Below are 26077 nucleotides of genomic sequence, written 5' to 3'. Positions count from 1 at the left end.
TTCGTTTTAACTGCTGCGCACTATACTTTCACCGGTATCTTATGAAAAGTGCACAACTGCTCGGGAACTTTTCCGGAAAAGCTCATTCTTATAGTCCGTAAGGCATCGTATAAGATGTGAAGGAGATGAGAATTGGCAAGTGTAGCGGTAGCTGTGCAACAGGGGCGGATGACAGCGGATAACAGCATGACAGATCAACAACAAACCGATCGACAACTTGTTGCGCGGGTTCAGAAAGGTGATCGCAGAGCCTTTGACCTGCTGGTAATCAAGTATCAGCACAAGATTCTGGCTTTGGTTGGACGCTTTATCAATGATCACGCGGAAGCTCAGGATGTTACTCAGGAAGCGTTTATTAAAGCGTTCCGGGCATTGCCTAACTTTCGTGGTGAGAGTGCGTTTTATACCTGGATGTACCGGATTGCGGTCAATACCGCGAAAAACCATCTGGTTAGCCGTGGACGGAAAACGCCCACCAATGATGTGGACCTGGAAGACGCAGAGTTCTTTGCAGATGAGTCTCATATGAAAGATGTGGCAACCCCGGATAATCTGTTACACCGCGATCAACTGCAAAAGGTGGTGTTTGATGCCATCGAAAACTTGCCAGAAGAATTAAAAATGGCCGTCACCTTACGTGAAATAGACGGCATGAGTTACGAAGAAATAGCCGAGGTAATGGATTGCCCGATTGGAACGGTTCGCTCGCGCATTTTCCGCGCAAGGGAAGCAATCGACAAAAAAATGCAGCCGCTGTTAAGTGCCAGCGCTTAAGCACAAACAGCAGAAAAAAAGAGCTGATATCTGGAAGGTGAAATATGAACGATAGAATTAAAGAATCTTTGTCGGCACTGGTTGATGGTGAGACCGATGAGCTGGAAGTGCGCCGGATTCTCAATCAGGTTGAGCAAGATAACGAATTGCGCGAAAGCTGGCAGCGTTATCAAATGATTGGCTCCCTGATGCGTGATGAGCCGGTTGCTGCCACCGATTTATCGCGTGGAATTATGCAGGCAATCGAAGGCGAGCCAATGGATGAAGTGCCGGCATTGCAGGACTCTCAGGATCTGAAACAGGAGAATGCGCCGGGCCCTCAGGCGAAACGCGGCATTAACTGGATGGCGTCTGCTGCGGTTGCTGCTTCTGTGACCATTGCTGTGTTGCTGGGTGTGCGTCTCAATCATGATATTCAACAGCAGGATCTGGTTGCTGAAACCCAACAGGCCAGTGAAACCGTTGAACAGGTTGCGGCAAATAATGCTGCGGATGCCGCTGAACTGGAGCAGGCACAACGCAAATTGCAGGAATATGTACTGCAGCATACTGAAAACGCTGCTCTGAATACGGGCCGCGGCATGATGCCATTTGCCCGTGTAGCAAGCTTCGAAGAACCTGGCTCAGATACCGCAGACACCGACGCAAAAGTGGATTTTCAGGATAAAACCAATACTGATGCTGTTAACGCGGAAAAGTAAGGTGAAGTTAGTGTCCTTGCCGAAGTTGTTGGCCGGCCTGATGCTCATCGTAGCGCAGGCTGGTCAGGCCTTGCCCCAGTCACTGGATGCCCGTGGCTGGCTGGATCGCATGTCTCATGCATTTAAGGAACAGAACTATCAGGGCGTGCTGATTTACGGGAATGATCAGCATTGGGAAACGCTGCAAATCACCCACGGTGTGATGAACGGTGTTGAATACGAGCGCCTGTTGCATCTCACTGGTGAACCCAGAGAGGTTGTGCGTAAAGGCCATGACATCACCTGTATTCATCCGGGTGAGCATGTAATGCGTCTCGAAAGCCATCAGAATCCACTGTCTCAGGGCTTCGTCCACCAGAGTGGAGCAATTGACTCTTATTACCGCCTGGGACTGGAACAGGGGGAGCGTATTGCTGGCCGATCAACTCAGAAAGTATTGTTATCACCACAGGACAACTACCGCTACGGCTATCGTTTATGGCTGGATGAGGATAGCGGATTGTTATTGCGATCTGATCTGGTTAATGCTCAGGGTAAGGTGCTTGAACGGTTTCAGTTTGCTGATATCGAGATAGGTGAAGCGATCCCGGCAGCAGCATTTGAACCAGAGAGCAGCGGACATCGAGTGGCGTCTCACCTGATGGGGCATGAAGCATCAGAGCCACAACTGCAGGCTTCGGACTGGCAGCTTGGCTGGGTTCCGCGTGGCTTTATGGAAACCGCGAGCCAGGTGAAGCGTGTCAGCTCTTCGAAGAAGCTGGATGGTTCGTTAACCACCCTGATGTATACCGACGGCCTGGCGGCCATCACCCTTTTTGTCGACCAGGCTGATGAAAAACAGATTATGTCAGGCCTCAGCCAGCAATGGGGTCCAACTTCCGCTGTGGTGCGTTACCTGACAACCGATATGGGCAAGTACCGTATTACCGTCGTTGGTGAGGTTCCTTTGATGACCGCCGAGAAAATTGCAGCTTCGGTCGTACCGCAATAAAATGGCGCTTTGTTTTCAGTAGTCCGGGTTAAGCTCTTGAGTCAGGAAATTGTCGAAATTGTTGAGTTGGGTAAGCGTGGTGTTTGGGTTGAAGCCATGCAACAAAGTGCCTGCTCATCCTGCAATGCCCGCAGTGGATGTGGGCAGCACTCCCTGAGTAAACTCGGACGTAAAATGCGTCTCTGGGTTCCGACGGATAAAGATTTCCGGATTGGCGAACAAGCGACCTTAACCTTACCGGAAGGCAGTCTGGCGATGAGTGCTCTGGTGCTTTATGGCATGCCAATGTTGGGACTGTTGTTGTTCGCAGTGATTGGACATCTTTTCGCGGGCGAAACAGGTTCACTGGTGGCCGGCTTAGGCGGCTTATTGGCTGGCTTCTGGGTTGCTAAAACCATTTCAGAGCAGAAAAAAGACGTCTGGCAGCCGCAGTTTAAAGAAGCCTGCAACCATATTCCGGTAGAGCAGGTTTTCTGAAAACCCTTGCCATAGGTTCGCACTCTCTTACTTTTTTATACATGACAAACCCCTTCGGGTGAGCCATCTTTATCCCTTAGTTACCAATGGTTTAAGTGACGCGGGGATATCTATGTCGCAATGGCTTCGGGCAATACCTGTCAGTATTGCTGTTCTCTTTTCTCTAATGGCTACGGCGGTAAACGCCGCTTTACCGGATTTTCGTGATCTGGTGAAAGAAACCTCTCCTGCGGTGGTTAATATTTCCACCATCCAGCATCAGGACCAGCGCAACATGATGCAGCGCTATGGTTTGCCGGAAGACGTGCCGGAAATATTTCGACATTTCTTCGGCCAGCCAATGCCTTATGGTCAGAACCCTCATGGACCGCGCGGCGGACAGCAAGAAAAATCATCACTGGGCTCCGGTTTTATTATCTCTGAAGACGGTTATCTGTTAACCAACAATCACGTGATTCAGGGCGCCGATGAAATCATCGTACGCCTCAATGATCGTCGCGAATTAACCGCAGAACTGATTGGCGCAGATCCAAGCAGCGATCTGGCGTTGCTGAAAGTGGACGCCGAAGATCTGCCGACGGTTGATTTGGGGGATTCCGATAAGCTCGAAGTCGGCGAATGGGTGGTTGCCATTGGCTCACCGTTTGGCTTCGATTACTCAGTAACTGCGGGCATCGTATCGGCGAAAGGCCGCAGCTTGCCGAATGAGAACTATGTACCCTTTATTCAGACCGATGTGGCGATTAACCCGGGTAATTCCGGTGGTCCGCTGTTTAATCTGGAAGGCGAGGTTGTGGGTATCAATTCGCAGATTTATACCCGCTCAGGTGGTTTTATGGGCGTATCCTTTGCGATTCCGATGAACGTCGCCATGAATGTTGCTGAGCAGCTGAAAGAAAAAGGCAAAGTCAGCCGTGGCTGGTTGGGTGTTGTCATTCAGGAGGTCAACAAAGATCTGGCTGAGTCATTTGGGCTTGATAAAGCTGCAGGTGCGCTGGTCGCTCAGGTTGTACCAAACAGCCCGGCGCAGGCTGGCGGACTGGAAAACGGCGATATTATTACTCACTTTAACGGCAAGGAAATTTTCTTGTCGTCGGATCTGCCGCATCAGGTTGGACGTGTGAAGCCGGGCACGAAAGCGAAAGTAAAAGTGGTGCGCAACGGTAAGCGCAAGCTATTAAACATCACTATTGGCACTTTGCCGGATGGGGATGGTGTTGAGCTGGCCCATAACACCGGTCCGCAGCAGTCTGAAAGTAATCGTTTAGGTGTTGTGGTTGCTGAATTGTCTGACAAGCAGCGCAATAAGACCGGCGATGGTGTGGTTGTTAAAGAAGTTAAGCAAGGGCCGGCGGCGTTTGCCGGGCTGGTGAACGGTGATGTGATTACCATGATTTATGGTGAATCGGTTCGCTCCGTTGCCGATTTCGAGAAAGTCGTAAAATCATTACCAAAGAACCGCAGCGTGCCTATGCGCATTGTCCGCCGTGGCGCGGCGATGTTTATTCCGCTGAGGATTGCAGATTAAAGCATTAAGACCTTGTGTCGATCCGTCACAGATACTTACTAAAGCAGCGACAGGATGTCGCGGTAGGATAGCAGGGCCAGGGAAGGCCCTTCTATCCGGCGGCTGTAAGTATGTATGATGGATTGATGATATGTAGCGGTATGACTCATCGAATCTGAATATTTTACTTCGCAATTACCTTCCTCCATCCGCTAACCATCTGAATCCGTTAGCCTTTAGCCTGCCTTTCAAGTAGAATTCCGGCCCATTTGAATTCTGAAGCGGATCATATTCGTGAGCCAACTGGACCACATTCGTAACTTTTCCATCATTGCCCACATCGACCACGGTAAATCGACCCTGTCGGACCGTTTTATTCAGGTGTGTGGCGGTTTGTCCGACCGTGAAATGCAGCAGCAGGTACTCGATTCCATGGATATCGAGCGTGAGCGTGGCATTACCATTAAAGCCCAGAGTGTAACCCTGGACTATAAAGCCCGCGACGGTCAGACCTATCAGCTGAACTTTATTGATACTCCGGGACACGTGGACTTCAGCTATGAAGTGTCACGTTCGTTATCGGCCTGTGAAGGTGCACTGCTGGTGGTTGATGCGGCTCAGGGTGTGGAAGCACAGTCGGTTGCTAACTGTTACACCGCTATTGAACAGGGCCTGGAAGTATTACCGGTTCTGAACAAGATGGATTTGCCTCAGGCTGATCCGGATCGTGTGGCGCAGGAAATTGAAGACATTATTGGTATCGATGCTACCGAAGCCGTGCGATGCTCGGCTAAAAGTGGTCTGAATATCGATGATGTACTGGAGGAGCTGGTGGCCAATGTTCCGGCTCCGGAAGGCGATCCGGACGCGCCGCTGCAGGCACTGATTATTGACTCATGGTTCGACCCTTATCTGGGTGTTGTGTCCCTGATCCGGGTGAAAAACGGCTCGATCAAAAAAGGCGACAAGATCCGTATTAAGTCGACCGGTAAAGATCATGGCGTTGATGGCGTGGGTATCTTTACTCCTAAGCGCAATGAAACCGGTCATCTGGGTTGTGGTGAAGTAGGTTATTTGGTTGCCGGTATCAAAGACATTCATGGTGCGCCGGTAGGTGACACGATTGTATCCACCAAGCAGCCGGACACAGACGAATTACCGGGTTTCCAAAAAGTGAAGCCACAGGTTTACGCCGGTTTATTCCCGGTGTCTTCTGATGATTTTGAATCCTTCCGTGATGCGCTGGAAAAGCTGTCGCTGAATGATGCGTCTCTGTTTTATGAGCCGGAAAACTCCGATGCTCTGGGCTTCGGTTTCCGTTGTGGTTTCCTGGGCATGCTACACATGGAAATCATTCAGGAACGTCTGGAGCGTGAATACGATCTGGATCTGATTACCACAGCTCCGACGGTAATTTATCAGGTGGTTAACCGTAAAGGTGAAACTTTGTCGGTTGATAACCCGTCCAAGCTGCCGGATGCCGGTACCATTGAAGAAATGCTCGAGCCGATTGCCGAGTGTAATATTCTGGTGCCGCAGGAGTATCTGGGTAACGTAATTTCTCTGTGTGTTGAGAAGCGTGGTGTGCAGATTGATATGCAATACACCGGTTCACAGGTATCGCTGCGTTATGAGATCCCGATGGCGGAAGTGGTGATGGACTTCTTCGATCGTCTGAAGTCGGCCAGCCGTGGTTTCGCCTCGCTGGACTATAACTTCCTGCGCTTCCAGGAAGCACCGCTGGTGCGTCTGGATGTATTGGTGAATGGTGATCGTGTTGATGCACTGGCGGTGATTATGCACCGTGACAATATTCGTCGCCGTGGTGCCTTGCTGACAGAAAAAATGAAAGAGCTGATTCCTCGTCAGATGTTTGATGTGGCGATTCAGGCGGCGGTTGGTAACCAGGTTGTTGCTCGCACCACGGTAAAAGCGCTGCGTAAAAACGTAACGGCGAAATGTTACGGTGGCGACGTCAGCCGTAAGAAGAAGCTGCTGCAGAAGCAGAAAGAAGGTAAAAAGCGTATGAAGCAGATTGGTAATGTGGAAATTCCACAGTCTGCGTTCCTGGCCGTTTTACGTGTTGATGACTAGTTCGGAAACTAACTGATGAAAACGATACAAGCGCCTTATGGCAAACAATCAGGCATGGCGGCTTTGCCGGTTCTGCTGGCTGTTTTTGGTCTGATCCTGATTCTTAAAGTCGCCTTTGCCGTTGTGCCTATGTATATGCAGGACGGAGTGGTGACTCAGGTGCTGGATACGCTGCAGTCTTCCGGCGAAGTTACCAGTCGTACCCGTTCAAAGCAGTTGCGTGTACTGCTGGAGCGACGCCTGGAAAACAGCCAGGCGGATATTCCTCTGGATGGCCTGGAGATTCGCCGCACGCGCAACGGCATCGTGCTGTTCCTGGCCTATGAAAAGCGTGGCAGTTTGTTTGCTAATATTGATCTGGTCGGTCGTTTCCAACATCAGAAAGATTTCAGTCAGTGAATAATCCTCTTTTAAAATTATCCCAGCGCCTGGGTTATCAATTTAAAGATCAGAGTCTGGTTGAGCTGGCGTTAACCCATCGTTCCAAAGGCGTTGAGAACAACGAACGGCTGGAATTTCTTGGCGATTCGATTCTCAGTGTGGTCATTTCTGAAGATCTGTATCAGCGCTTTCCTGAAGCCAAAGAAGGTAAGTTGAGCCGTTTGCGGGCACGCATTGTCAAAGGCAAAACCCTGGCGGAAGTGGCGAAAGAATTCGACCTGGGTGACTTCCTGCTACTCGGCTCCGGTGAGCTGAAAAGTGGTGGCCATAAGCGTGATTCGATCCTCGCCGATGCGGTTGAAGCGTTGATCGGTGCTATTTATCTGGACTCCGGTCTGGATGCTGCACGTGAGCGCGTATTAGCCTGGTTTGAAACCCGCCTTGATAATCTGAGTCTGGAAGATCCGATTAAGGACCCAAAAACTCAGTTGCAGGAAATTCAGCAGGCTGCCGGTTCACGTCTGCCAAAATATGAAGTGCTGTCGGTGGATGGCCCAACCAACGAGCAGGTGTTTACTGTTACCTGTTTTATTCCCGAAATTGAAGCGCCAGTGACTGCTACCGGCTCGAGTCGTCGTAATGCCGAGCAAACCGCCGCAGCCACTGTTCTGGAACAGCTGAAACAAGCCGGGGATGCGGCCGAGGCAAGCGCATGAGCGAAGAAAACCTGATTACCCGTACCGGCTTTGTTGCCATTGTTGGTCGCCCGAATGTAGGCAAATCCACCCTGTTAAACCGTATTCTCGGGCAGAAGCTGTCGATTACCTCGCGTAAGCCGCAAACCACTCGTCACCAGATCCTTGGTATTAAAACCGAGAATGGTAGCCAGGTGGTGTATGTCGATACGCCGGGGATTCATAAAAATCACGATAAAGCGATCAACCGCTACATGAACAAAGCGGCAACCACGGCAGTAAAAGACGTGGATCTGATCGTGATGCTGATCGACCGCATGCGCTGGACGGATGAAGATGAAATGGTGCTGCAGGCCATTAAGCAGCAGCGCGCACCTGCCGTACTGGTGGTGAATAAAGTCGATTTCGTGAAAGAGAAAGACGAACTGCTGCCGTATCTGCAAGAGCTCAGCAGCCGTCATAACTTTGATCAGATTGTGCCGGTATCGGCGAAAACCGGACACAACGTTGAGCGTCTGGAAAGCCTGATCGAAAGCTATCTGCCAGAAAGTCAGTACTTCTACCCGGAAGATCAGATCACCGATCGCAGCTCACGCTTTTTAGCGGCCGAACTGGTTCGTGAAAAAATCATGCGCCAGTTGGGTGATGAGTTACCGTATGAAATGACGGTCGAAATTGAAGAATTCACCCATGATGGTCGTATCGCAGAAATCAGTGCGTTGATTCTGGTTGAGCGTGATTCTCAGAAACGCATTGTGATTGGTGACAAAGGGTATCGCATTAAACAGATTGGCATTGAAGCCCGTAAAGATATGGAGCAGATGTTCGACTGTAAAGTGATGCTGAATTTATGGGTTAAAGTAAAATCCAACTGGTCGGATGATGAGCGGGCGCTGCGCAGCCTCGGTTATAACGATGAGTAAGGCGCTGCAAAACGCCGAGTAATTTGCTTACAGGGCGCTGTGAATACATCCCTGTACGCTAATTGATAACATCCTGTTATCAGCCCTTTCAGCAAACAACATCGGCGCTTTGAAGCTGCGATATCCCCTTGGATAATTAATCTGTAAGAATAAAAGCCTGGATTGTTTTTCTAAGCAGCGACAGGATGTCGCGCTAGCATCTGGGCACATGGATGTGCCATTGATGCGGCGGCAGAAAAATAATGCAGGCTTTTGTTCCAGGCGTTTAGGGCGAAAAAATATGAAAAAGCTGTTTGTTTTACAGCGCCAGCCAGTTGGCGAGCATCAGCTTTTGCTGGATATTTTTTCCGCTGAAGCCGGCAGGCTATCCGTTGTTACTCCAAAGCGTTCCAGCAAAAAAGACACTTTTATTCCCGATTACTTTCAGCAATGTCAGGCTGACTGGCGTGCTGGTGAAGACTGGCCACAGATCAAAGTTCTTCAGCTTCAGCAATCCTTCCTGCTAAGAAATAACTCGCTGTATTGTGGCTTATATCTGAATGAACTGCTGACTCGTTTATTGCCCCGGAACGAACCCGCTCACGATTTATTTCACTTGTATGCCAGCGTAATTAACGCACTGGAAGAAAATAATGACAGCGACAATGCGGGTGCTCTGGAACCCTGGCTGCGGCTATTTGAATATCAATTGCTGCAGCAACTGGGGTTAGGGTTCTCCTGGCAGCAGGACAGTTTGTCGCGACCGATAACGGCAGGCCAGCGTTATCAGTTTAATCCGCAGGAAGGGTTTTATTTACACGGCAAAGGCTTTTTTCGCGGCAGTGATATTCTGGCTTTTGCCAGTTGGCTGAAAAACTTTGCTGAAGTCCCGGTCGATGTTAGTGTCTGGCAAACGGCGAAGCAGGTGTTGCGGCTAGCTCTGGAAAATGTGCTGGAGCGACCGTTAATCAGCCGTCAGTTATTTAATCCATCAAAAATTTAGTGTTCAGTTTATTTAAGGATCGAAAATGTCTCAGGTAAAAAATCCGCAACGCGTTTTGTTGGGTGTGAATATCGATCATATTGCGACGTTACGACAAGCACGTGGTACACGCTATCCGGACCCGGTACAGGCAGCTTTTGTTGCTGAAGAAGCGGGTGCCGATGGTATCACCATTCACCCGCGTGAAGATCGTCGCCATATTCAGACTCGCGATGTGTATGTGTTGGCTGAAACACTGGGCACCCGCATGAATCTGGAAATGGCTGTGACCGAAGCCATGCTGGAACTGGCTGAAGAAGTGGGTCCGGAAGCCACCTGTCTGGTGCCGGAAAAACGCGAAGAGTTGACCACTGAAGGTGGCCTCGATGTGGTTGGCAATGAAGCTGCAATTAAAAAGGCATGTGAGCGCCTGGCTGCGGTCGATAGTGAGGTTTCATTATTTATCGATCCGGATGAAGCCCAGATTGATGCCACTGTGCGTTGTGGTGCACCTGTGATTGAGCTGCATACCGGTGCTTATGCCGATGCCGAAAGCGAAGCGGAGCAACAACGCGAGTTGGCTCGTATCCAACAGGCGGCGGCTTATGCGTTGGATAAAGGCCTGATTGTGAACGCCGGTCACGGTCTGAATTACCATAATGTCGAAGCTATTGCTGCGATTCCGGGAATGAATGAATTAAATATCGGTCACGCCATTGTTGCCCGCGCGGTATTTGTTGGTTTAAAAGAAGCGGTCAGTGAAATGCGTGCGTTACTGGAAAAGGCCAGCACACGTTAATGGTTGATTTCCCGGCCGATGGAACAGGCGGTGTAGTTGGTATCGGTACCGACTTACTGGATGCATCACGCATTCAGGCCGCTTATCAGCGCCACGGTGAACGTTTGTTACAGCGCTTTTTAACACCGGCTGAGCAGCAGGTGTTTCATCAGCGTGCCGATGGTGTTAACTACCTGGCGAAACGTTACGCCGCCAAAGAAGCGCTGGCCAAAGCGTTGGGAACCGGTATCGCCAAAGGTATCGGTTTTCAGCAGCTGGAAATATTGAACAACGAGCAGGGCGCCCCGGTTGTTAATCTGTATCAGGCGGCGCAACAGCGCATGTTGGATATGGGGGGACGACAGGCTTATATCAGCCTGTCGGATGAAGGCGAGTGGATTCAGGCGTTTGCGGTGATTTCCTGCTGACTGGCACGTGCCAGCATTGCCTGCCAGTCATGCTCTTCTGCCCACTGTTGCAGTAACGCAACCTCCTGCACAAAGGTGCGCATATGCTCCGGTAATTGACGCCTGCCACCGGCTTTTAACTCGGTTTCAAAGGCGTTAAGAACGCTGCGTAATTTCGGCACGCCACAATAACGGCTGGCACCGTGAATTTTGTGTACTTTTTCCAGCAGGGTATCGAAATCCTCTTCTTCCCAGGCATCCCGGGCAGCTTCACAATCCCGCTCCAGCGAACGCAACAGCATGGTAAACATATCCAGCGCCAGGTCCTGTTTGAAGTTCGCCAATCGTAAACCGTCTGCGGCATCAAAGATGGCTTCTTCTTCCGGGCTGTCAGTGCTTGGTGATTGCTCATCGCGTTGTTCACTCTGGCTCGGCTTGGGTTTGATGTTCGGTTGGAAGCCGGTCCAGCGATTAACACAATCTGCCAGTTGTTCGAGGCTGATCGGTTTGGTCTGATAATCATTCATACCACTGTTCAGCAACATCTGCTTCTCGTCAGCCAAAGCGTGTGCCGTCAGGGCGACGATAGGTAAGTGAGCTTTACCGGGTAATCCACGAATATGCTGTGTGGCTTCCAGGCCGGTCATGTTTGGCATCTGAATGTCCATAAACACCATCTCAACATTATTGCTGGCGACTTTATCGATGGCCTCCTGACCAGAGGTAGCCGAACAAACACTCACACCGAGTTCCGCCAGCAGAGCGGTAACCAGCTTCAGGTTCGCATCGTTGTCATCAACTGCCAGGATGCAAGGCGGTTCACGCTGCTGAGTCAGTTCGAAGGTGGCATCTGGTTGGGTTTCTTCGCCCGGCGATTCCTGCAGCAATACCTGACGCAGGGTCTCACACAATTTATTTTGAGCAATGGGCTGAGATAAGGTGCAATGTGCGCCCTGGCTTTCCAGCCACTCCAGATCTTCGTGTTGTACTGTGTTGACCATGGCAACAATCGGGATGTCGATCAGCGTCAGCTGCTGCAGAAAACGTTGCAAGCGCGGCTGATGAATCTGACGTCGATCAACGGTCAGCAGGATGGCTGACAGATTACTTTCCTGCGCCACCTGATTCAGCAGGTCGTCCTGATCTTCTGCCAGGTGATAATCCAGCTGCCACTCATCCAGCATTGATGCCAGCATCTGACGGTTCAGATCGTGTGGCTCATACACCGCAACCTGATAACCCGACAAAATCTGCAGGTTACTGTTGCTGTTGTCGCTGCTGGTGCCGATATCGATATGGAAAACAAAACTGGAGCCCTGGCCCGGTGAACTTTCCACCGTGATGTCACCGTGCATGGCTTTGATCAATGCCTTACAGATAATCAGCCCCAGGCCGGTACCACCAAACTGGCGTGCAGTACTGGTGTCTGCCTGAGAGAAGGCGGTAAAGATCTTTTCGATCTGCTCTTCGCTCATACCAATACCGGTATCGCGCACTTCGAATTTCAGCGTGCTGCGCTGCGGCGTGCGGTTAATCTGGGAAATCAGTACTTTGACGTTACCGTATTCGGTGAATTTCACCGCATTGTTCACCAGATTGGTCAGTACCTGTTTCAAGCGTAACGGGTCGCCGTTGACCTGCAGCGGCACATCAGAGTCGATGTGGTAATAGAGGTCGAGATTTTTGTTGTAAGCCTGGGGGGCAAGTACAGTTAAAACCTGCTCAATCACATCGCGCAGATTAAAATTGGTTTGCTCGATGATCAGCTTGTCGGCATCAATTTTAGACAGATCAAGAATGTCATTAATGATGTTTAACAAATCCTGCGATGACTTACGAATGGTGTCGAGATAGTCCGCCTGCAGGTGAGTGACTTGGGTGCGGTCAAGCAGATCGGTAAAGCCAATGATGCCGTTGAGTGGCGTACGGATTTCGTGACTGACGTTGGCCAGAAACTGCGATTTCATCTGGCTTGCCTGCAATGCCTGCTTACGCCCAAGCTGCAATTCACTGTTACGCACTTCCAGCTCGTCGAGTGTTTCCTGCAGGTCGCGCATGTTCTGTTCCATGCTGGCCTGATGTTCATCTTCCGAGCTCTGCATACGGCTGGCCATGGAATTAATGCCCAGTGCCATACGGTTAAATTCCGGCGCGCTATCAATATGAATGCGTTTTTCCAGATGGCCTTCGCCCAGCTCGTTAATACCACTCGCCAGACGCGAAATAGGCACAGATATCTGGCGGCTGATGCGGAATGCCAGGAAGCTGCAGATCACCAATACCAGAATCACAATGGCTAACGAATTTGCCAGATGCTGATAGCGGGTTAACAGGGTATTGGTGGTCGACAGTTCAACTTCTGCCCAACCAAGCAGAGCGACCTGCTCCGATTGTTCGGCATAGAATTGGTCGGAAAATTGATCGGAGATCACCAGGTTCTCAGCGAATACCGGCGCTCTGACCCTTACGGTGCTTTCGGTTCTCAGCAGCTGTAATTGGTGATCCTGCAATTTCGCTGAGCCGATTCTTTCGGTCATCATTTTGGGCCCGGCATGGGCGAGAATATCGACGTCCTGGTTGTAGATGCTGACGGCACGCACATCACGTTCTTCCAGCATATTATTGGCGATGTTTTGCAGGATACCAACATTGCCGGTCATAACGCCGTATTCACAGGTCGGCGCCAGCTGTTTGGCCATCGCCATCGCACGCTGATCGAGCAGATCATCCAGATCCTGGCTGCGGTCACTGATAAAAAATACGCCCAGAGTCAGCGATACAATAATGCCTGGCAGCAGTGCCATAAACATAATGCGGGTTTGTATTTTCCAGTGCTTCATGCCGGGTTTGGGTCCATATCTTTCTGATGAATATATAGGTTAAAGGTGTGACGTCCGGGTGTCATCCAGAAACTATATAACCAAATGCCGTTTGGTTATTACCTTTTACTGGAACAAATCAGTAAAATGCAGGTCTTTCGTTATAAGACCATAACTTCCGTCAAACCGTTTCAGGAAAAGCAACGTGAGTCAGATTAGTTACCCAACCATCGCCGATTGCGTCGGAAATACCCCTTTGGTGCGATTACAGCGCATTGTACCGGAAACAGGTAACAATACTGTGTTGCTGAAGCTGGAAGGTAATAACCCGGCCGGTTCGGTGAAAGATCGTCCGGCGTTGTCGATGATCCAACAAGCGCAACAGCGTGGTGATATCAAAACCGGCGACGTATTAATTGAAGCAACCAGTGGTAACACTGGCATTGCGCTGGCAATGGCAGCAGCGATTATGGGTTATCGTATGATTCTGATCATGCCGGATAACGCTACCATGGAGCGTCGCTGGGCGATGGAAGCTTATGGAGCAGAACTGATTCTGGTATCCAAAGAAGAAGGTATGGAAGGCGCACGAGATCTGGCGCTGGCGATGCAAGAGAAAGGTGAGGGGATTGTTCTCAACCAGTTTGGAAACCTTGATAACCCACAAGCTCACTATGTCGGTACCGGGCCAGAAATCTGGCGACAGACCGAGGGGCAGGTCAGCCACTTCGTCAGCTCAATGGGAACCACTGGCACTATTATGGGGACCTCTCGCTTTCTTAAAGAACAAAATCCGGATGTTCAGATTGTTGGTTTGCAACCGGCTGATGGCGCATCCATTCCGGGTATCCGCCGCTGGCCGGAAGAATACCTGCCAACCATTTTCGATCGTCAGCGCGTTGATCAGGTGATGGATATCGGTCAGCAGGAAGCCGAAGATACGATGCGCCGTCTGGCTCGCGAAGAAGGTATTTTCTGCGGTGTATCCTCTGGTGGTGCGGTCGCCGGAGCCTTACGTCTGGCACAAACCCTGGAGAATGCCACCATTGTTGCCATTATCTGTGATCGTGGTGACCGTTACTTATCTTCCGGTGTGTTTGCACCGCAATAAACCACTCAGCGACGATTGTCCGATGAGCTGAAGGGCAACCCATTTTGGGCCAGTTTGCTTGAAAAAATTACATTTGCCTTCATAGTTGCGGCAAAGAAACTGGCCCTCAGTACCATTGGTGCTCTCAGCACTGTGGCGTTGTTCAGGCCTTTGTTGGGAGTTTGTGGTGAGTCATCCACGCAGTCGTAAATCTTCAACCGCTTCCGGTCGTCGGCGTCCACGCCAGGCACCGGTGCAACGTCCACAGACCGAATCTCAGTGTCTGACGCTGGAAATTGATAATCTGACGTCAGAAGGCCAGGGTGTCGCTCGCCGTGGCCGCGAAGTGTATTTTGTGCCCGGCGCTTTACCGGGAGAAACGGCCGATGTGGTGCTTGATGGCCGACGCAAGAAAGTCTGGCACACCCGCCTGCGCAGTATCACCAATCCTTCTCCGGATCGGGTTGAGCCCGAGTGCCCTCATTATGCCAAGTGTGGTGGTTGCGACCTGCAACACCTGAATTATCCGGCACAGGTTGCAGCAAAACAGGCCCGGGTTGAGCGTGAGTTCCAGCGCCAGGGGATTGTTGCTGCCAACTGGTTGCCAGCAATTACTGCCGAGCCGTGGAGCTATCGCCGTAAAGCACGTCTGGGTGTGCGTTATTCCAAAGCGGAAGAGCGCAACTACATTGGCTTTCGTGAGTCGGCATCGAGTCATATTTCTGATGTGGATGCCTGCCCGGTTCTGGTTAAGCATCCGGTTCTGAACTGGCAGGCCTGGCGTGAACAGATTGCCTCACTGCGCAATCGTGACCGGATCAGCCAGATTGAAGTTATTGCCGCCGATAATGCCCTTGCTCTGGTGCTGCGCTTACTCAAACCGCTGCAGCCAGAAGATCAACAGAGTTTGTGTCAATTTATTGAACAGCTGGTCTGCGAAAACGATTTACCCGTACAGCTATGGCTGAAAAGCGACCAGGGTGAGCAGTGTATTTACCCATCGTCCGAGCCGGACACACTATGGCACCGGGTGAGTGATATGCGCCTTAATATGGCTTTGAGCGACTTTATTCAGGTCAACTCTGCGGTTAACCAGGCAATGGTGGAGCAGGCACTGGAGTGGCTGCAGCCGGGCGCGGAAGACTGTATCTGGGATTTGTTTGCCGGTCATGGCAACTTCAGTATGCCGCTGGCGCAACGCAGTCAGCAGGTGATTGCGGTTGAGGTTCAGGACAGCATGGTGAACAGCGTTATTGCCCAGGCTGAAAACCTGGCCCTTCCTTTGCTAGGAAAAAAGGCTGATTTATCTCAGCCACAAAGCCTGGCGTCGTTACCCCAGCCTCATGCCGTGTTATTAGACCCGCCTCGTGCCGGAGCGTTCGAGGTGATGGCGGAGCTGATTAAGCGCCAGGTTGAACGAATTGTATATGTATCCTGTGATGTCGCTACGCTGGCACGCGATTTAGCGCAACTAAACGAAGCAGGGTACCAGGTGATTAAAGCAGGCATCATGGATATGTTCCCACAGACACATCATGTGGAGACTATGGTGCTGCTGCAACGCGAGAGTAACAAGCATGGTTAAGGTCAGAGACGACCACCCACTGCTCCATGATGGTTCACTGGATGTGGATCGCTGGATGGAGAGTATTCAGCAGTCTCAGGATGTATTGGATCCTGAAACACTGCACAAAGCCCTGTCGACGGCCAAGCGCTTGTCGGATGAAGCCATTGCCAATCGTACCTATTGGTCGATCGACAGTGTGCAGATGGGCATCGAAATGGCGCAAATCCTGTTGGATCTGCGACTCGATACCGATTCGATTGTTGCCGCCGTTCTTTATCGTGCGGTACGTGAAGGCCGGCTGGCACTGAACAAGGTTGAAAAAGACTTCGGCGAAGACGTCGCCAAGCTGATCGAAGGTGTTCTGCGGATGGCAGCAATCAGCGCCATACAAAACACCGATAAACAGGATGAAACTGTGCTCGGCCAGCGTGAAGCGCAGGTCGATAACGTGCGTAAAATGCTGGTCGCCATGATCGATGACGTGCGTGTGGCACTGATCAAACTGGCCGAGCGTACTTCTGCCATCCGTGCGGTTAAAGATGCGCCGGACGACAAGCGGCGCAAGGTGGCTGAAGAAGTCTTTAATATTTATGCGCCGCTGGCTCACCGTTTGGGTATTGGTCACCTGAAATGGGAGCTGGAAGATTTATCGTTCCGTTATCTGGAGCCGGGTTCTTACAAAAAAATTGCCAAGCTGCTGGATGAAAAACGCCTGACCCGTCAGAGCTACATTGAAAATGTGGTGCAGCGGATGCGTGACGAGTTGCTGTCAGCCAGTATCAAATGTGACGTGTATGGCCGTGCCAAGCACATCTACAGCATCTGGCGCAAAATGAATCGCAAGAATCTCGACTTCAGCCAGATTTACGATATTCGTGCGGTGCGCATTCTGGTGCCACAAGTCAAAGACTGTTACGCCACGTTGGGGATTATTCACTCACTCTGGCGTCATATCCCTCATGAGTTTGATGATTACATCGCCAACCCGAAAGAAAATGGCTATCGCTCATTACATACGGCGGTAATTGGCCCGGAAGGCAAAATCCTGGAAGTACAGATTCGTACCCACGAGATGCACGAAGATGCTGAGCTGGGGGTTTGCGCCCACTGGCTGTACAAAGGCACGGATGTAAACGCCAAAGACCAGGGTTACGAACAAAAGATTGCCTGGTTACGTCAGGTGATGGAATGGCATGAAGAGCTGGGGGATTTACCCGAGTTAATTGGCGAATTACGCAGTGATATCAGCCCAGACCGTATTTATGTCTTTACCCCGGACGGTCACGTGGTTGATCTGCCACCCAAAGCGACGCCTATCGATTTTGCTTATCGGGTTCACACTGAAGTTGGTAATAAATGCCGTGGCGCCAAAGTGAATGGTCGCATCGTGCCGCTGACCTATTTATTGGGTACGGGTGAGCAAGTCGAAATCCTTACCAATGCCAATGCACACCCAAGTCGTGACTGGTTGTATCCGGAATCGGGTTATATCCATTCCAGTCGGGCCCGTGCCAAAGTTGCTCACTGGTTTAAGTTGCAGGCCAAAGATCAGAATATCGACGAAGGCCGCCAGCTGGTGTTACGGGAACTGGATCGCCTTGATCTGGTGGATCAACCGCTCAGTGATGTTGCTGAGCGTATGAATATGAAATCGGTGGACGATATGTTCGCTGCGGTTGGAGCCGGTGATTTACGAACTGGCCAGGTGGTGCATGCGGTATTGCAGCAGGCTGATCGTCTTGCGCCGCGCATGGACCAGCAGGAACTGCCACTGCTGCGGAAACCGGAATCGAGCGAAAAATCCGCCAGTGCTGATGATGTCTACATCGAAGGTGTGGGTAATCTGCTCACCAACCTGGCAAATTGTTGTCAGCCGGTTCCGGGGGATGATATCCGTGGTTATGTCACGCTTGGCCGAGGGGTCAATGTCCACCGCAGTGATTGTGAAAACTTACTGCATCTGGAAATGACCGAGCCACAACGAGTGTTGCAGGTCAGCTGGGGTTCACGTCCAACTCAGCATTATCCGGTGGATATGCAGATTCAGGCCTACGACCGAACCGGTTTATTACGTGATGTCAGTGGTTTGCTGGCCAATGAACGGGTGAATGTTCTGGCGGTTAATACTCAGTCAAACCCGGGTGAAAACACGGCTCATATGAGTCTGACAGTCGAAGTTGAAAGCCTCGAAGGTTTGTCGCGGTTAATGAATAAAATTGCTCAGTTGCCGAATGTGATTTCTGCGCGTCGGGTTCGTGGAGGGCAGTTGTGAGTTACAGCCTGCAAGACTTATTAGTGTGTATGGCACGTTTGCGCAATCCGGAAACCGGTTGTCCCTGGGATCTTAAACAGGATTTTGCCAGCATTTTGCCGCACACTCTGGAGGAAGCTTATGAAGTGGCGGATGCCATTGAGCGCCAGGATTGGCCTCATCTGGAAGAAGAGTTAGGCGACTTATTATTTCAGGTGATTTTTTACGGCCAGATGGCCACAGAGCGGGATTTATTCAGCGTTAATTCGGTGATCGACAAACTGGTGGCTAAGCTGATTCGTCGCCATCCTCATGTTTTCCCTGAAGGTACGCTGGAATCTGAGCGTGACACCGGTATTTCTCCGGAAGAGGCCGAAGTGAATGCCAACTGGGATGCTATTAAACGCGAGGAAAAACGGTTAAAAGCGCAGCAGGGAATCATCGAAGCAGAGGATACCGGTCTGCTGGCCGATATTCCGGTGACGCTTCCGGCGATGAATCGTGCGGTTAAAATGCAGAAGAAGGCTTCCAAAGTAGGCTTTGACTGGACTCATATCGATGGCGTATTGGATAAAATCCGTGAAGAGCTACAAGAAGTAGAAGCGGAAATCGCCAGCGGTGATCAAGCTGCGCTGGAATCAGAAATCGGTGATCTGTTGTTCGCCGTAACCAATCTTGCCCGTCATCGCAATATTGATCCGGAAGTTGCGTTGCGCGGTACCAATCAGCGTTTTTATCAGCGCTTCACTGACGTTGAACAACAGGTAGAGCAACGTGGTGGCTGGGATAAGGTTTCTCAGGATGATATGGAAGCGGCCTGGGAGGCCGCTAAACAACGACAAGAACAGGCCGACTGATATCAGTGGGCCTGTTTTTGCAGTGCATTCATATGTTTGCGGGTCAGATTCAGGAACTGAGGAGTTGGCCCGACATCTTCATAAATCGGATCGCCTTCTTCATCCTGCGCCACGACTTTTTTACCGGCTTTATACGGGAAGCCACTGGTGAGATCGTTTAATGCCGCGCTGATTAAATCCCGGAGAATCTGATCTTTGTTGCTCGAGGGAAACATTTCACACAAGGCTTCAATACGGGCAGCGTCTTTGGTATTCAGTTTTAAAGTGTATTGGCTGCTGGTAACCGCTTCGCCAAAATTCTTTTGCCAGTGTTGCAACAGGTCGCGAGACGTCATAACTTTTCCTTATTCCGGGCTGAGTAATTTCAGGATAGATGTTTTTATCCAGCAGGAAAGACGCTTCAACAAATGGTTACAGATTTAACCGATTGGGATACATAAGCCTTTAATTGTATTCACGGATGGGGAATTTATGGTCGAATTTTCAGATGCCATGAGCACTAACATCAACACAAACAGCGACATCAATACCAGCAGCAATACCGACACCACCAATGATCAGATATGCCCGATTTGTCAGCAACTGAATCAGTGTGTGATTTCCCGTGGTCAGGGCAGTATTAATGATTGCTGGTGTATGCGCCTGGAAGAAAAAATTCCCGACGAATTATTAAATATGGTTCCGGCTGACCTGCGTGGTAAAGCCTGTGTGTGTGAAAACTGCTTACAACGATATTGGGCCGGAGAACTGAATCACTAATCTACAGCGTTAATTGTTATCAATTTGCTTACGGGTGTTGCAGGCACAACTCCAGCCAGCTGTTTAATCCGGCACTGCGATATTTCTGCCGGTGGACAATCAGATACAGCACCCGGGAAAAGTCACGTTGCGGTACCTGAATATGAACCAGACTGCCGCGCTGAATAGCGGCGTCCAGACTGATCATCGATAAACAACCAATTCCTAAACCGGTTTCGACTGCCCGTTTAATCGCTTCAGTATGCTGCAATTCAAGCGTTACCGACAAATCCGGCAATAATCCATGCATGGCACGATCAAAGGTCTGACGAGTACCTGAGCCTGGCTCGCGTAAAATCCAGTCTGCCTGGAGCAGGTCGTTATCCGTGATGGCTTCACCGCGTGCTTGCTTCTGTGCCAGTGGATGTTGAGGGTGGCAAAAAATAGCCTGCTCATCTTCGCGCCAGGAAATCACTTCCAGATCCGGATGATTCACTTCACCTTCAATCAGGCCAACATCCAACTGAAAATTTAATACCTGTTCGGCAATCTGAGCTGTATTTGCGACTTCAAGATGCACCGGGGCTGATGGGTGATCTTTCATATACCGCGCCATTAACTCCACTGCCAGATAATTACCGATGGTCAGAGTGGCGCCAACGTTTAACGGACCAGCATCAGCGTGTTGCATTAACGATTGCTCAAACTCTTTGGCTTGTTGCAATAACGCTTCTGCTTTGGGCCGTAATTGCCGACCCTGGTCGTTTAGCTTCAGCCGTTTACCAATCCGATCGAACAACTGGATATCAAACTGGTTCTCCAGATCCTTGAGCGAGCTGCTGGCAGCGCTTTGTGACATCGCCAGTTCACTGGCCGCGCGGGTCAGGTTCTGGTGATGCGCTATGGTAAGAAAGACTTCCAGTTGGCGCAGGGTGTAGCGCATAAATCCACCTTATCGGTAAAACAGAATATCTATATGGAATTAACTTGTTTTACCGATATTTTGGGCTGCATTAAGCTGGATTGCAATGAATAACCTGATTGCCGGAGATTAAATATGAGCAACCTGATTCGTGAAACCGTCACCAGTGTCCACCACTGGAACGAAACCCTGTTCAGCTTTACTACGACGCGCAATCAGGGTCTGCGCTTTAAGAACGGCCACTTCACCATGATTGGTCTGGAAGTTGAAGATAAGCCTCTGCTGCGTGCCTACAGTATCGCCAGTGCCAACTATGAAGAAGAGATGGAGTTTTTCTCCATCAAGGTTCAGGACGGCCCGTTGACCTCACGTCTGCAGAAGCTGGCTGTGGGTGACGAAATTCTGGTGGGTACCAAGCCGGTGGGTACTTTGATTACCGATAGCCTATTACCGGGCAAAAACCTTTATCTGTTATCGACCGGTACGGGTCTGGCGCCTTTTATGAGCATCATTAAAGATCTGGATGTGTATGAGCAATACGAAAAGGTTGTACTGACTCACGGTGTCCGTTACGTATCTGAGTTGGCGTATCAGGATCGCATCGAAAATGAATTACCGAATAACGAATACTTTGGCGACGTGGTACGCGATAAGCTGATTTATTACCCAACGGTTACCCGCGAGGAGTATCGCAATACCGGTCGACTGACAGATCTGATCCGTAGCGGTCAGCTGACGGCGGACATTGGTTTAGCCGATCTCGATCCGGAAAACGATCGCTTTATGTTATGCGGCAGTCCGGCGATGTTGGATGAGTTAACTGACATGCTGGACGAATTAGGCTTTAAAGAAGCTCGCGCCGGGCAGGCGGGCCATTATGTGATCGAGCGAGCGTTCGTCGAAAAATAGCCACGATCAGTCAGTTGTGATCAGCTGACGACCGTTTTTCAGTTTTATCCCACTGTCTGTTTATTGGCTCAGGCAGTGGGTTTTTTTATGCCTGAAATCTGGCACTAAACCTGCTGTAACTACCCAACTTAGTTAATCAGTCAAATTGTCGTCAGGAGAAAGATATGCCCGGCTATGGCAAGGTCAGTGCAGTACTCAGAAGTCTTAACGGAGCCAGTGAAATTGGTAAGGAAATCCGGGATGCGAATTTTATTCTCGAGCGAATGGAAATGAAAAAGCATCTTACCGATCTTACGGCGTATTTATCGGTGGCTAAAATGGAGCTGGCGCTGTTGCAGGAAAGCATTGAAGAAAAAGATGCAGAGCTGTTACGACAGGCTGAAGCACTGGCGTACCGGGGAAACGTTAAGCGTCGCGGCGATGGCTATTACCGCACGGTTGATAATCGCCCTTACGGCCAGCCATATTGCTCGTATTGTTGGGAAAATGATCAAAAGCTGATTCATTTACATAACCGTGTTTTAAGTAATGACATTCGTATTTGTCCGTGTTGTAAAAACGAATATCAGAATGCACGCACACCTTATATTGAAGCCGATTTACTGGCCGTTTAAGACAGTTAGTAAAAAAGTGCGGTTGAAGTAGGCAGAAAGCGGCCAACACACTGTTTCGTACTGGCGAATTGGCCGCCTCGTAACTATTATTCGCGCATTAATTCGGACGTTGAAGGATAGTGTATGAAACCTCTTATCTTATTGATAAGTCTGGTAATGACAGGCCAGGTTTTCGCAGAACAAAACCCGCCGCAGGATCAGTCTCAGGAAGAGCAGCACTGGTATGACAATCAGGCTGATGTAAAAACCACCACAGAAGAAATCGAAGTGATTGATCCGGAAGAGCTGCCGGAATCTTTCCGGAATTTACCTGAGCTGGTGGAAAAAATTCAGATCGAGCGTGCTGCCGCAGACAATCCTCACGTACTTCTGCCTCATCGTCCAAACTATGTGATGCCGTTTACTTATCAGACTCGTCCGGATGATCGGGAGTGGGATCGGCTGATTAATGAAGTCAGCGACGGTCGCCAGCAAGGTCAGGAAGGTGAGTTTGAACACGTTGAAGCTGTGTTTCAGATCAGCATTAAATACGTATTAGCCGAAGGTTTGTGGGATAAACACAGTCGTCTGGAAGTGGGTTATACCAACCGCTCGTTCTGGCAGGCGTATAACGACAAAATCTCCAAGCCATTTCGTGAAACCAATCATGAGCCGGAACTGATGTTGTCATGGCGACCAAAACACATTAAGTGGATTGAACACGCTGGCTTATCTCTGAACCATCAATCCAATGGCCAGACCAGTTCATTATCCCGTAGCTGGAACCGCCTGATCCTCGAAGGTGCCTCGGTTGTTGGTAAAAGCATCTGGGTAGTTCGTGCCTGGTGGCGTATTCCGGAAGAAAGGAAAGGCGACCCATTTGACCCGAGCGATAACGATAACCCGGATATCGACGATTATATGGGTCCTGGTGAGCTCTACTACCTGCGGGTAATGGATAAACACACACTGTCGGTAATGGCGCGCAACAATTTCAACTTCGATGAGAACCGTGGCGCAGTGCAGCTGGACTGGAGCTTCCCGTTAACCAAACGACTCAAGGGTTATGTGCAGTATTTTAACGGTTATGGGGAAAGCCTGATCGATTACAACCGCTATCAGGAACGGTTTGGTATTGGTATTAAGTTATCCGATTGGATCTGATGAGCGAATCGTTGTTCGGATAAAAAACCGTTAAAAAGAAAACCCGGCAATCGCCGGGTTTTCTTTTGCCGGTTATAATGGTCGTTTTTGCGGACGACAATCCATATGCTGACCTTTGGCCTGATTATTAATCCTTATGCTGGTATTGGTGGAGCAGTGGGCTTAAAAGGCAGCGATGGTGATGCCATTGTTGCTGAAGCGATGAGTCGTGGTGCTGAACAAAAGGCGATGATGCGTACCCAGGCTGCACTCCAGTGCCTGGTTGAGGTAAAGCATCAATGCCGTTTTCTTACCTGCCCCGGTGATATGGGGGAATCCGTATTATCCGCGTTGGATTTAGACTACCAGTTAATTGATCTGGAACTGACGCCAGAGCGAACCACTGCTGCAGATACCCGGCTGGCAGCGCAGAAGATGGCTGAAGCCGGAGTTGATATTCTGGTTTTTGCCGGTGGTGATGGCACCGCCAGAGACATCTACGCAGCGCTGCACGAGCATGATCAACAGGATATTGCTGTTTTGGGTATTCCGGCCGGGGTTAAAATTCATTCCGGTGTTTATGGCGTCAGCCCGGCAGCATCCGGCGAAGTGCTGTCGGCTCTTATTCAGGGGCAGCTGGTGGATATCAAGGAATCTGAAGTGCGCGATCTGGACGAAGAGGCATTTCGCAATAATATTGTCCGCGCCAAACACTATGGTGAAATGCGGGTACCGCAGCTGGGTCATTTTGTTCAGGCGGTTAAGCAGGGTGGGGTTGAATCCGAAGAACTGGTGCTGGCCGATATCGCTGCTCAGGTTCGTGATGATATGGAGGATCACCCGGATACCCTTTATCTGATCGGCTCCGGAAAAACTACCTTAGCCGTAATGGAAGATCTTGGACTTGAGCACACCTTGCTTGGCGTAGATGCTGTGCTTAATGGCGAACTGTTGGCCAGCGATATTAATGAAAGCGATGTATTGTCGTTATTTGAGCAATATCCTGAGCGTAAAGCGATTCTGAGTGTGATGGGCGGTCAGGGCCATATTATTGGCCGCGGGAATCAGCAATTCAGCGCCCGGGTTTTAACCCTGTTAGGTAAAGAGAACCTCTGCCTGATTTCGACCAAAACCAAGTTGGTCGAATTAGAGGGCAGACCTCTGTTGATTGACTCAGGTGACCCGCTGCTGGATAAGGCCTGGGCGGGTACGATCGAGGTCATTACCGGGTATCGGGATACCGTTGTCCAAAATGTGAAATAGGTCCACTTTTTATGGTTGTTTTGTACTTAAATGTGGGCTAATCACTCTCAAAAATTATAAATTATTGCAAATTTGCAATCAGTAACAAATAGAAACGATTTTTATATCCTTTTTTATAGATTGAAAAATCCATATAAAACAAATAGTTACGACGGGTTTTGAGCTAATATGTGCAGTTGTCGAATGACTGACGCTGGCGGCTATTGTCTGATTTCTAATCGGTCTTAAAATCGCACACTATCAGTTTTTAGGAATAAATATGAAGTGTTGTTACTGCCAGCAGAGTGTCCTTTCCGGTGAGCCTATTACGGTATCCGGTGTCGGCCCTGCCCACAAATCCTGTTTCGAAAAAAGCCTGATTGAACAAAGAGTATTTCGCGATCTGAATCTTCGCTCGTTACCGGTCGAAGAGTTACGGGAATTATTTGATATGGTCAAAATGGAATTAAATGTTCGCGATGCGCAACATAAACAGGTTGACGTTTGGGATGAGGTTACATTATTTGGCTGATTTTTAAACGATATTACTTATATAGGACGTATTTGACCAAATTTTACGCCTTATCAATCCCGATATAATATCCCTGTATTGCCTTATTTCTGATATCCGTTAATATCTCTGCAGTCCCGCACTCTGCGGTTAATCGCAATCTATAAAACCGGGTCGGTATTAAAGCCGCGAGCGTTTTATTTATTACTTATTATATTTGAGGTCTTAAGTGAGCGTATTTGCCACCGATATCGATAAGCAAATCCAACAACATCAACAAAAGATTGAAGAGCTGGAGCGTCTGAAGGTTGATCAGGAAAAGAAATTCGAAGGTATTAAAGAATTCGAAGTTCAGATTAAGCGCCTGTGTAATCAGAACAGCCTGACCGAAGAAGAGCTGTACGTATCCCGTGCTGATAAGATTGAAGAATGGCTGGTAGGTATGGCCAAAGCAGAAGCGCCATCTTCTATCTATAAGAACCTTAAGAAGCACTTTGAAAAAGTCATCGCCAAAGAAGCACGCGGTGGCGCTAAAGCAGAAAAAGTATCTACTCTGCCAAAGCCAAAATTGCCGGTTGGTCTGTATCAGAATCCAGCAACCAATGAAAAAGTAGAAAAGATTAAGCGTAACCCGCGTCAACTGGACGAGTGGATTGCTGAGTACGGTTTTGAAATCGTTAAAACCTGGAAAGTGGGCTAATAAGCCGAGCACTGATTCCAGATATAAAAAAACCGCCGTTTGGCGG

General features: G+C 49.8%; 26 protein-coding genes. 23 read left to right on the top strand and 3 right to left on the bottom strand.

The genetic code is table 11. The features are described from left to right. The first annotated feature begins 186 nt into the window (after nt 1–186). From rpoE to acpS, 12 genes are all read left to right on the top strand, one after another. Nucleotides 187–774, top strand: coding sequence for an RNA polymerase sigma factor RpoE (rpoE, locus tag ACOQOZ_RS07280; RefSeq protein WP_420591612.1), 588 nt, complete (start codon nt 187–189; stop codon nt 772–774). 44 nt (nt 775–818) lie between these two features. Next, a complete protein-coding gene (locus ACOQOZ_RS07275; protein WP_420591611.1) occupies nt 819–1475 on the top strand; it encodes a sigma-E factor negative regulatory protein in 657 nt (218 codons plus the stop codon). A gap of 1 nt (nt 1476) precedes the next feature. Further along, nucleotides 1477–2466, top strand: a complete 990-nt coding sequence (locus ACOQOZ_RS07270; RefSeq protein ID WP_420591610.1) for a MucB/RseB C-terminal domain-containing protein — start codon at nt 1477–1479, stop codon at nt 2464–2466. Nucleotides 2467–2502: 36 nt separating this feature from the next. After that, nucleotides 2503–2943, top strand: coding sequence for a SoxR reducing system RseC family protein (locus tag ACOQOZ_RS07265; protein ID WP_420591609.1), 441 nt, complete (start codon nt 2503–2505; stop codon nt 2941–2943). 112 nt (nt 2944–3055) lie between these two features. Further along, complete coding sequence (locus ACOQOZ_RS07260; RefSeq protein WP_420591608.1) at nt 3056–4471, top strand: DegQ family serine endoprotease; 1416 nt, start codon at nt 3056–3058, stop codon at nt 4469–4471. A gap of 273 nt (nt 4472–4744) precedes the next feature. Further along, nucleotides 4745–6544: a translation elongation factor 4 gene (lepA, locus tag ACOQOZ_RS07255; protein WP_420591607.1), complete on the top strand. Its 1800-nt coding sequence runs from the start codon at nt 4745–4747 to the stop codon at nt 6542–6544. A 15-nt stretch (nt 6545–6559) separates the two neighbouring features. Next, nucleotides 6560–6943, top strand: coding sequence for a DUF4845 domain-containing protein (locus ACOQOZ_RS07250; protein WP_420591606.1), 384 nt, complete (start codon nt 6560–6562; stop codon nt 6941–6943). Next, nucleotides 6940–7641: a ribonuclease III gene (rnc, locus tag ACOQOZ_RS07245; RefSeq protein WP_420591605.1), complete on the top strand. Its 702-nt coding sequence runs from the start codon at nt 6940–6942 to the stop codon at nt 7639–7641. Before ACOQOZ_RS07250 ends, rnc begins: the two co-directional genes overlap by 4 nt. Beyond that, entirely contained in the window at nt 7638–8543 is a 906-nt protein-coding gene (gene era, locus ACOQOZ_RS07240) for a GTPase Era (RefSeq protein ID WP_420591604.1), read from the top strand. Before rnc ends, era begins: the two co-directional genes overlap by 4 nt. Before the next feature lie 280 nt (nt 8544–8823). Continuing rightward, nucleotides 8824–9525, top strand: a complete 702-nt coding sequence (gene recO, locus ACOQOZ_RS07235; RefSeq protein ID WP_420591603.1) for a DNA repair protein RecO — start codon at nt 8824–8826, stop codon at nt 9523–9525. Nucleotides 9526–9550: 25 nt separating this feature from the next. Further along, the gene (gene pdxJ, locus ACOQOZ_RS07230; RefSeq protein ID WP_420591602.1) at nt 9551–10303 is read left to right on the top strand and encodes a pyridoxine 5'-phosphate synthase; all 753 of its coding nucleotides are present in this window, start codon (nt 9551–9553) and stop codon (nt 10301–10303) included. Continuing rightward, nucleotides 10303–10710: a holo-ACP synthase gene (gene acpS / locus ACOQOZ_RS07225; protein ID WP_420591601.1), complete on the top strand. Its 408-nt coding sequence runs from the start codon at nt 10303–10305 to the stop codon at nt 10708–10710. Before pdxJ ends, acpS begins: the two co-directional genes overlap by 1 nt. Here the strand turns inward: acpS and ACOQOZ_RS07220 are convergent. After that, nucleotides 10683–13529, bottom strand: a complete 2847-nt coding sequence (locus ACOQOZ_RS07220; protein WP_420591600.1) for an ATP-binding protein — start codon at nt 13527–13529, stop codon at nt 10683–10685. The genes acpS and ACOQOZ_RS07220 overlap by 28 nt on opposite strands. A 193-nt stretch (nt 13530–13722) precedes the next feature. On the opposite strand from ACOQOZ_RS07220, the gene cysM reads away from it, so the two are divergent. From cysM to mazG, 4 genes are all read left to right on the top strand, one after another. Further along, on the top strand, nt 13723–14619 hold the full coding sequence (gene cysM, locus ACOQOZ_RS07215; protein ID WP_420592402.1) for a cysteine synthase CysM: 897 nt from the start codon (nt 13723–13725) through the stop codon (nt 14617–14619). Nucleotides 14620–14785: 166 nt separating this feature from the next. Then, entirely contained in the window at nt 14786–16183 is a 1398-nt protein-coding gene (gene rlmD / locus ACOQOZ_RS07210) for a 23S rRNA (uracil(1939)-C(5))-methyltransferase RlmD (RefSeq protein WP_420591599.1), read from the top strand. Beyond that, nucleotides 16176–18437 carry a GTP diphosphokinase gene (gene relA, locus ACOQOZ_RS07205; protein WP_420591598.1) on the top strand — a complete coding sequence of 754 codons (2262 nt, stop codon included), beginning with the start codon at nt 16176–16178 and terminating at the stop codon, nt 18435–18437. Before rlmD ends, relA begins: the two co-directional genes overlap by 8 nt. Further along, nucleotides 18434–19273, top strand: a complete 840-nt coding sequence (gene mazG, locus ACOQOZ_RS07200; protein ID WP_420591597.1) for a nucleoside triphosphate pyrophosphohydrolase — start codon at nt 18434–18436, stop codon at nt 19271–19273. Before relA ends, mazG begins: the two co-directional genes overlap by 4 nt. Nucleotides 19274–19275: 2 nt before the next feature. Here the strand turns inward: mazG and ACOQOZ_RS07195 are convergent, their stop codons facing one another. Then, nucleotides 19276–19608, bottom strand: a complete 333-nt coding sequence (locus ACOQOZ_RS07195) for a type 1 pili tip component (protein ID WP_420591596.1) — start codon at nt 19606–19608, stop codon at nt 19276–19278. A gap of 136 nt (nt 19609–19744) precedes the next feature. Here ACOQOZ_RS07195 and ACOQOZ_RS07190 point away from each other — a divergent pair, with 136 nt between their 5' ends. Beyond that, nucleotides 19745–20032, top strand: coding sequence for a cysteine-rich CWC family protein (locus ACOQOZ_RS07190; protein ID WP_420591595.1), 288 nt, complete (start codon nt 19745–19747; stop codon nt 20030–20032). 28 nt (nt 20033–20060) lie between these two features. On the opposite strand, the gene ACOQOZ_RS07185 is transcribed toward ACOQOZ_RS07190, so the two are convergent. Next, nucleotides 20061–20954: a LysR family transcriptional regulator gene (locus ACOQOZ_RS07185; protein WP_420591594.1), complete on the bottom strand. Its 894-nt coding sequence runs from the start codon at nt 20952–20954 to the stop codon at nt 20061–20063. 114 nt (nt 20955–21068) lie between these two features. Here ACOQOZ_RS07185 and ACOQOZ_RS07180 point away from each other — a divergent pair, with 114 nt between their 5' ends. The 6 genes from ACOQOZ_RS07180 (at nt 21069) to ACOQOZ_RS07155 (ending at nt 26031) form a co-directional block, all read left to right on the top strand. Beyond that, nucleotides 21069–21842, top strand: a complete 774-nt coding sequence (locus ACOQOZ_RS07180) for a ferredoxin--NADP reductase (RefSeq protein ID WP_420591593.1) — start codon at nt 21069–21071, stop codon at nt 21840–21842. Nucleotides 21843–22006: 164 nt separating this feature from the next. Next, nucleotides 22007–22456, top strand: coding sequence for a hypothetical protein (locus ACOQOZ_RS07175; RefSeq protein ID WP_420591592.1), 450 nt, complete (start codon nt 22007–22009; stop codon nt 22454–22456). Nucleotides 22457–22579: 123 nt separating this feature from the next. Next, nucleotides 22580–23599, top strand: a complete 1020-nt coding sequence (locus tag ACOQOZ_RS07170; protein ID WP_420591591.1) for a phospholipase A — start codon at nt 22580–22582, stop codon at nt 23597–23599. 105 nt (nt 23600–23704) lie between these two features. Continuing rightward, a complete protein-coding gene (locus tag ACOQOZ_RS07165) occupies nt 23705–24841 on the top strand; it encodes an ATP-NAD kinase family protein (protein WP_420591590.1) in 1137 nt (378 codons plus the stop codon). Between the two features lie 259 nt (nt 24842–25100). Beyond that, a complete protein-coding gene (locus tag ACOQOZ_RS07160; protein WP_420591589.1) occupies nt 25101–25352 on the top strand; it encodes a hypothetical protein in 252 nt (83 codons plus the stop codon). Between the two features lie 208 nt (nt 25353–25560). Further along, nucleotides 25561–26031 (top strand): hypothetical protein, encoded by a 471-nt coding sequence (locus tag ACOQOZ_RS07155; protein WP_420591588.1) that lies wholly within the window; start codon nt 25561–25563, stop codon nt 26029–26031. Nucleotides 26032–26077 lie beyond the last annotated feature (46 nt).

Source organism: Bacterioplanoides sp., from assembly GCF_965219715.1.
In the GTDB taxonomy this organism is placed as follows: Bacteria; Pseudomonadota; Gammaproteobacteria; order Pseudomonadales; family Oceanobacteraceae; genus Bacterioplanoides.
Note: the sequence above shows the minus strand (reverse complement) of the source record. Positions and strands in the feature narration are given on the sequence as shown.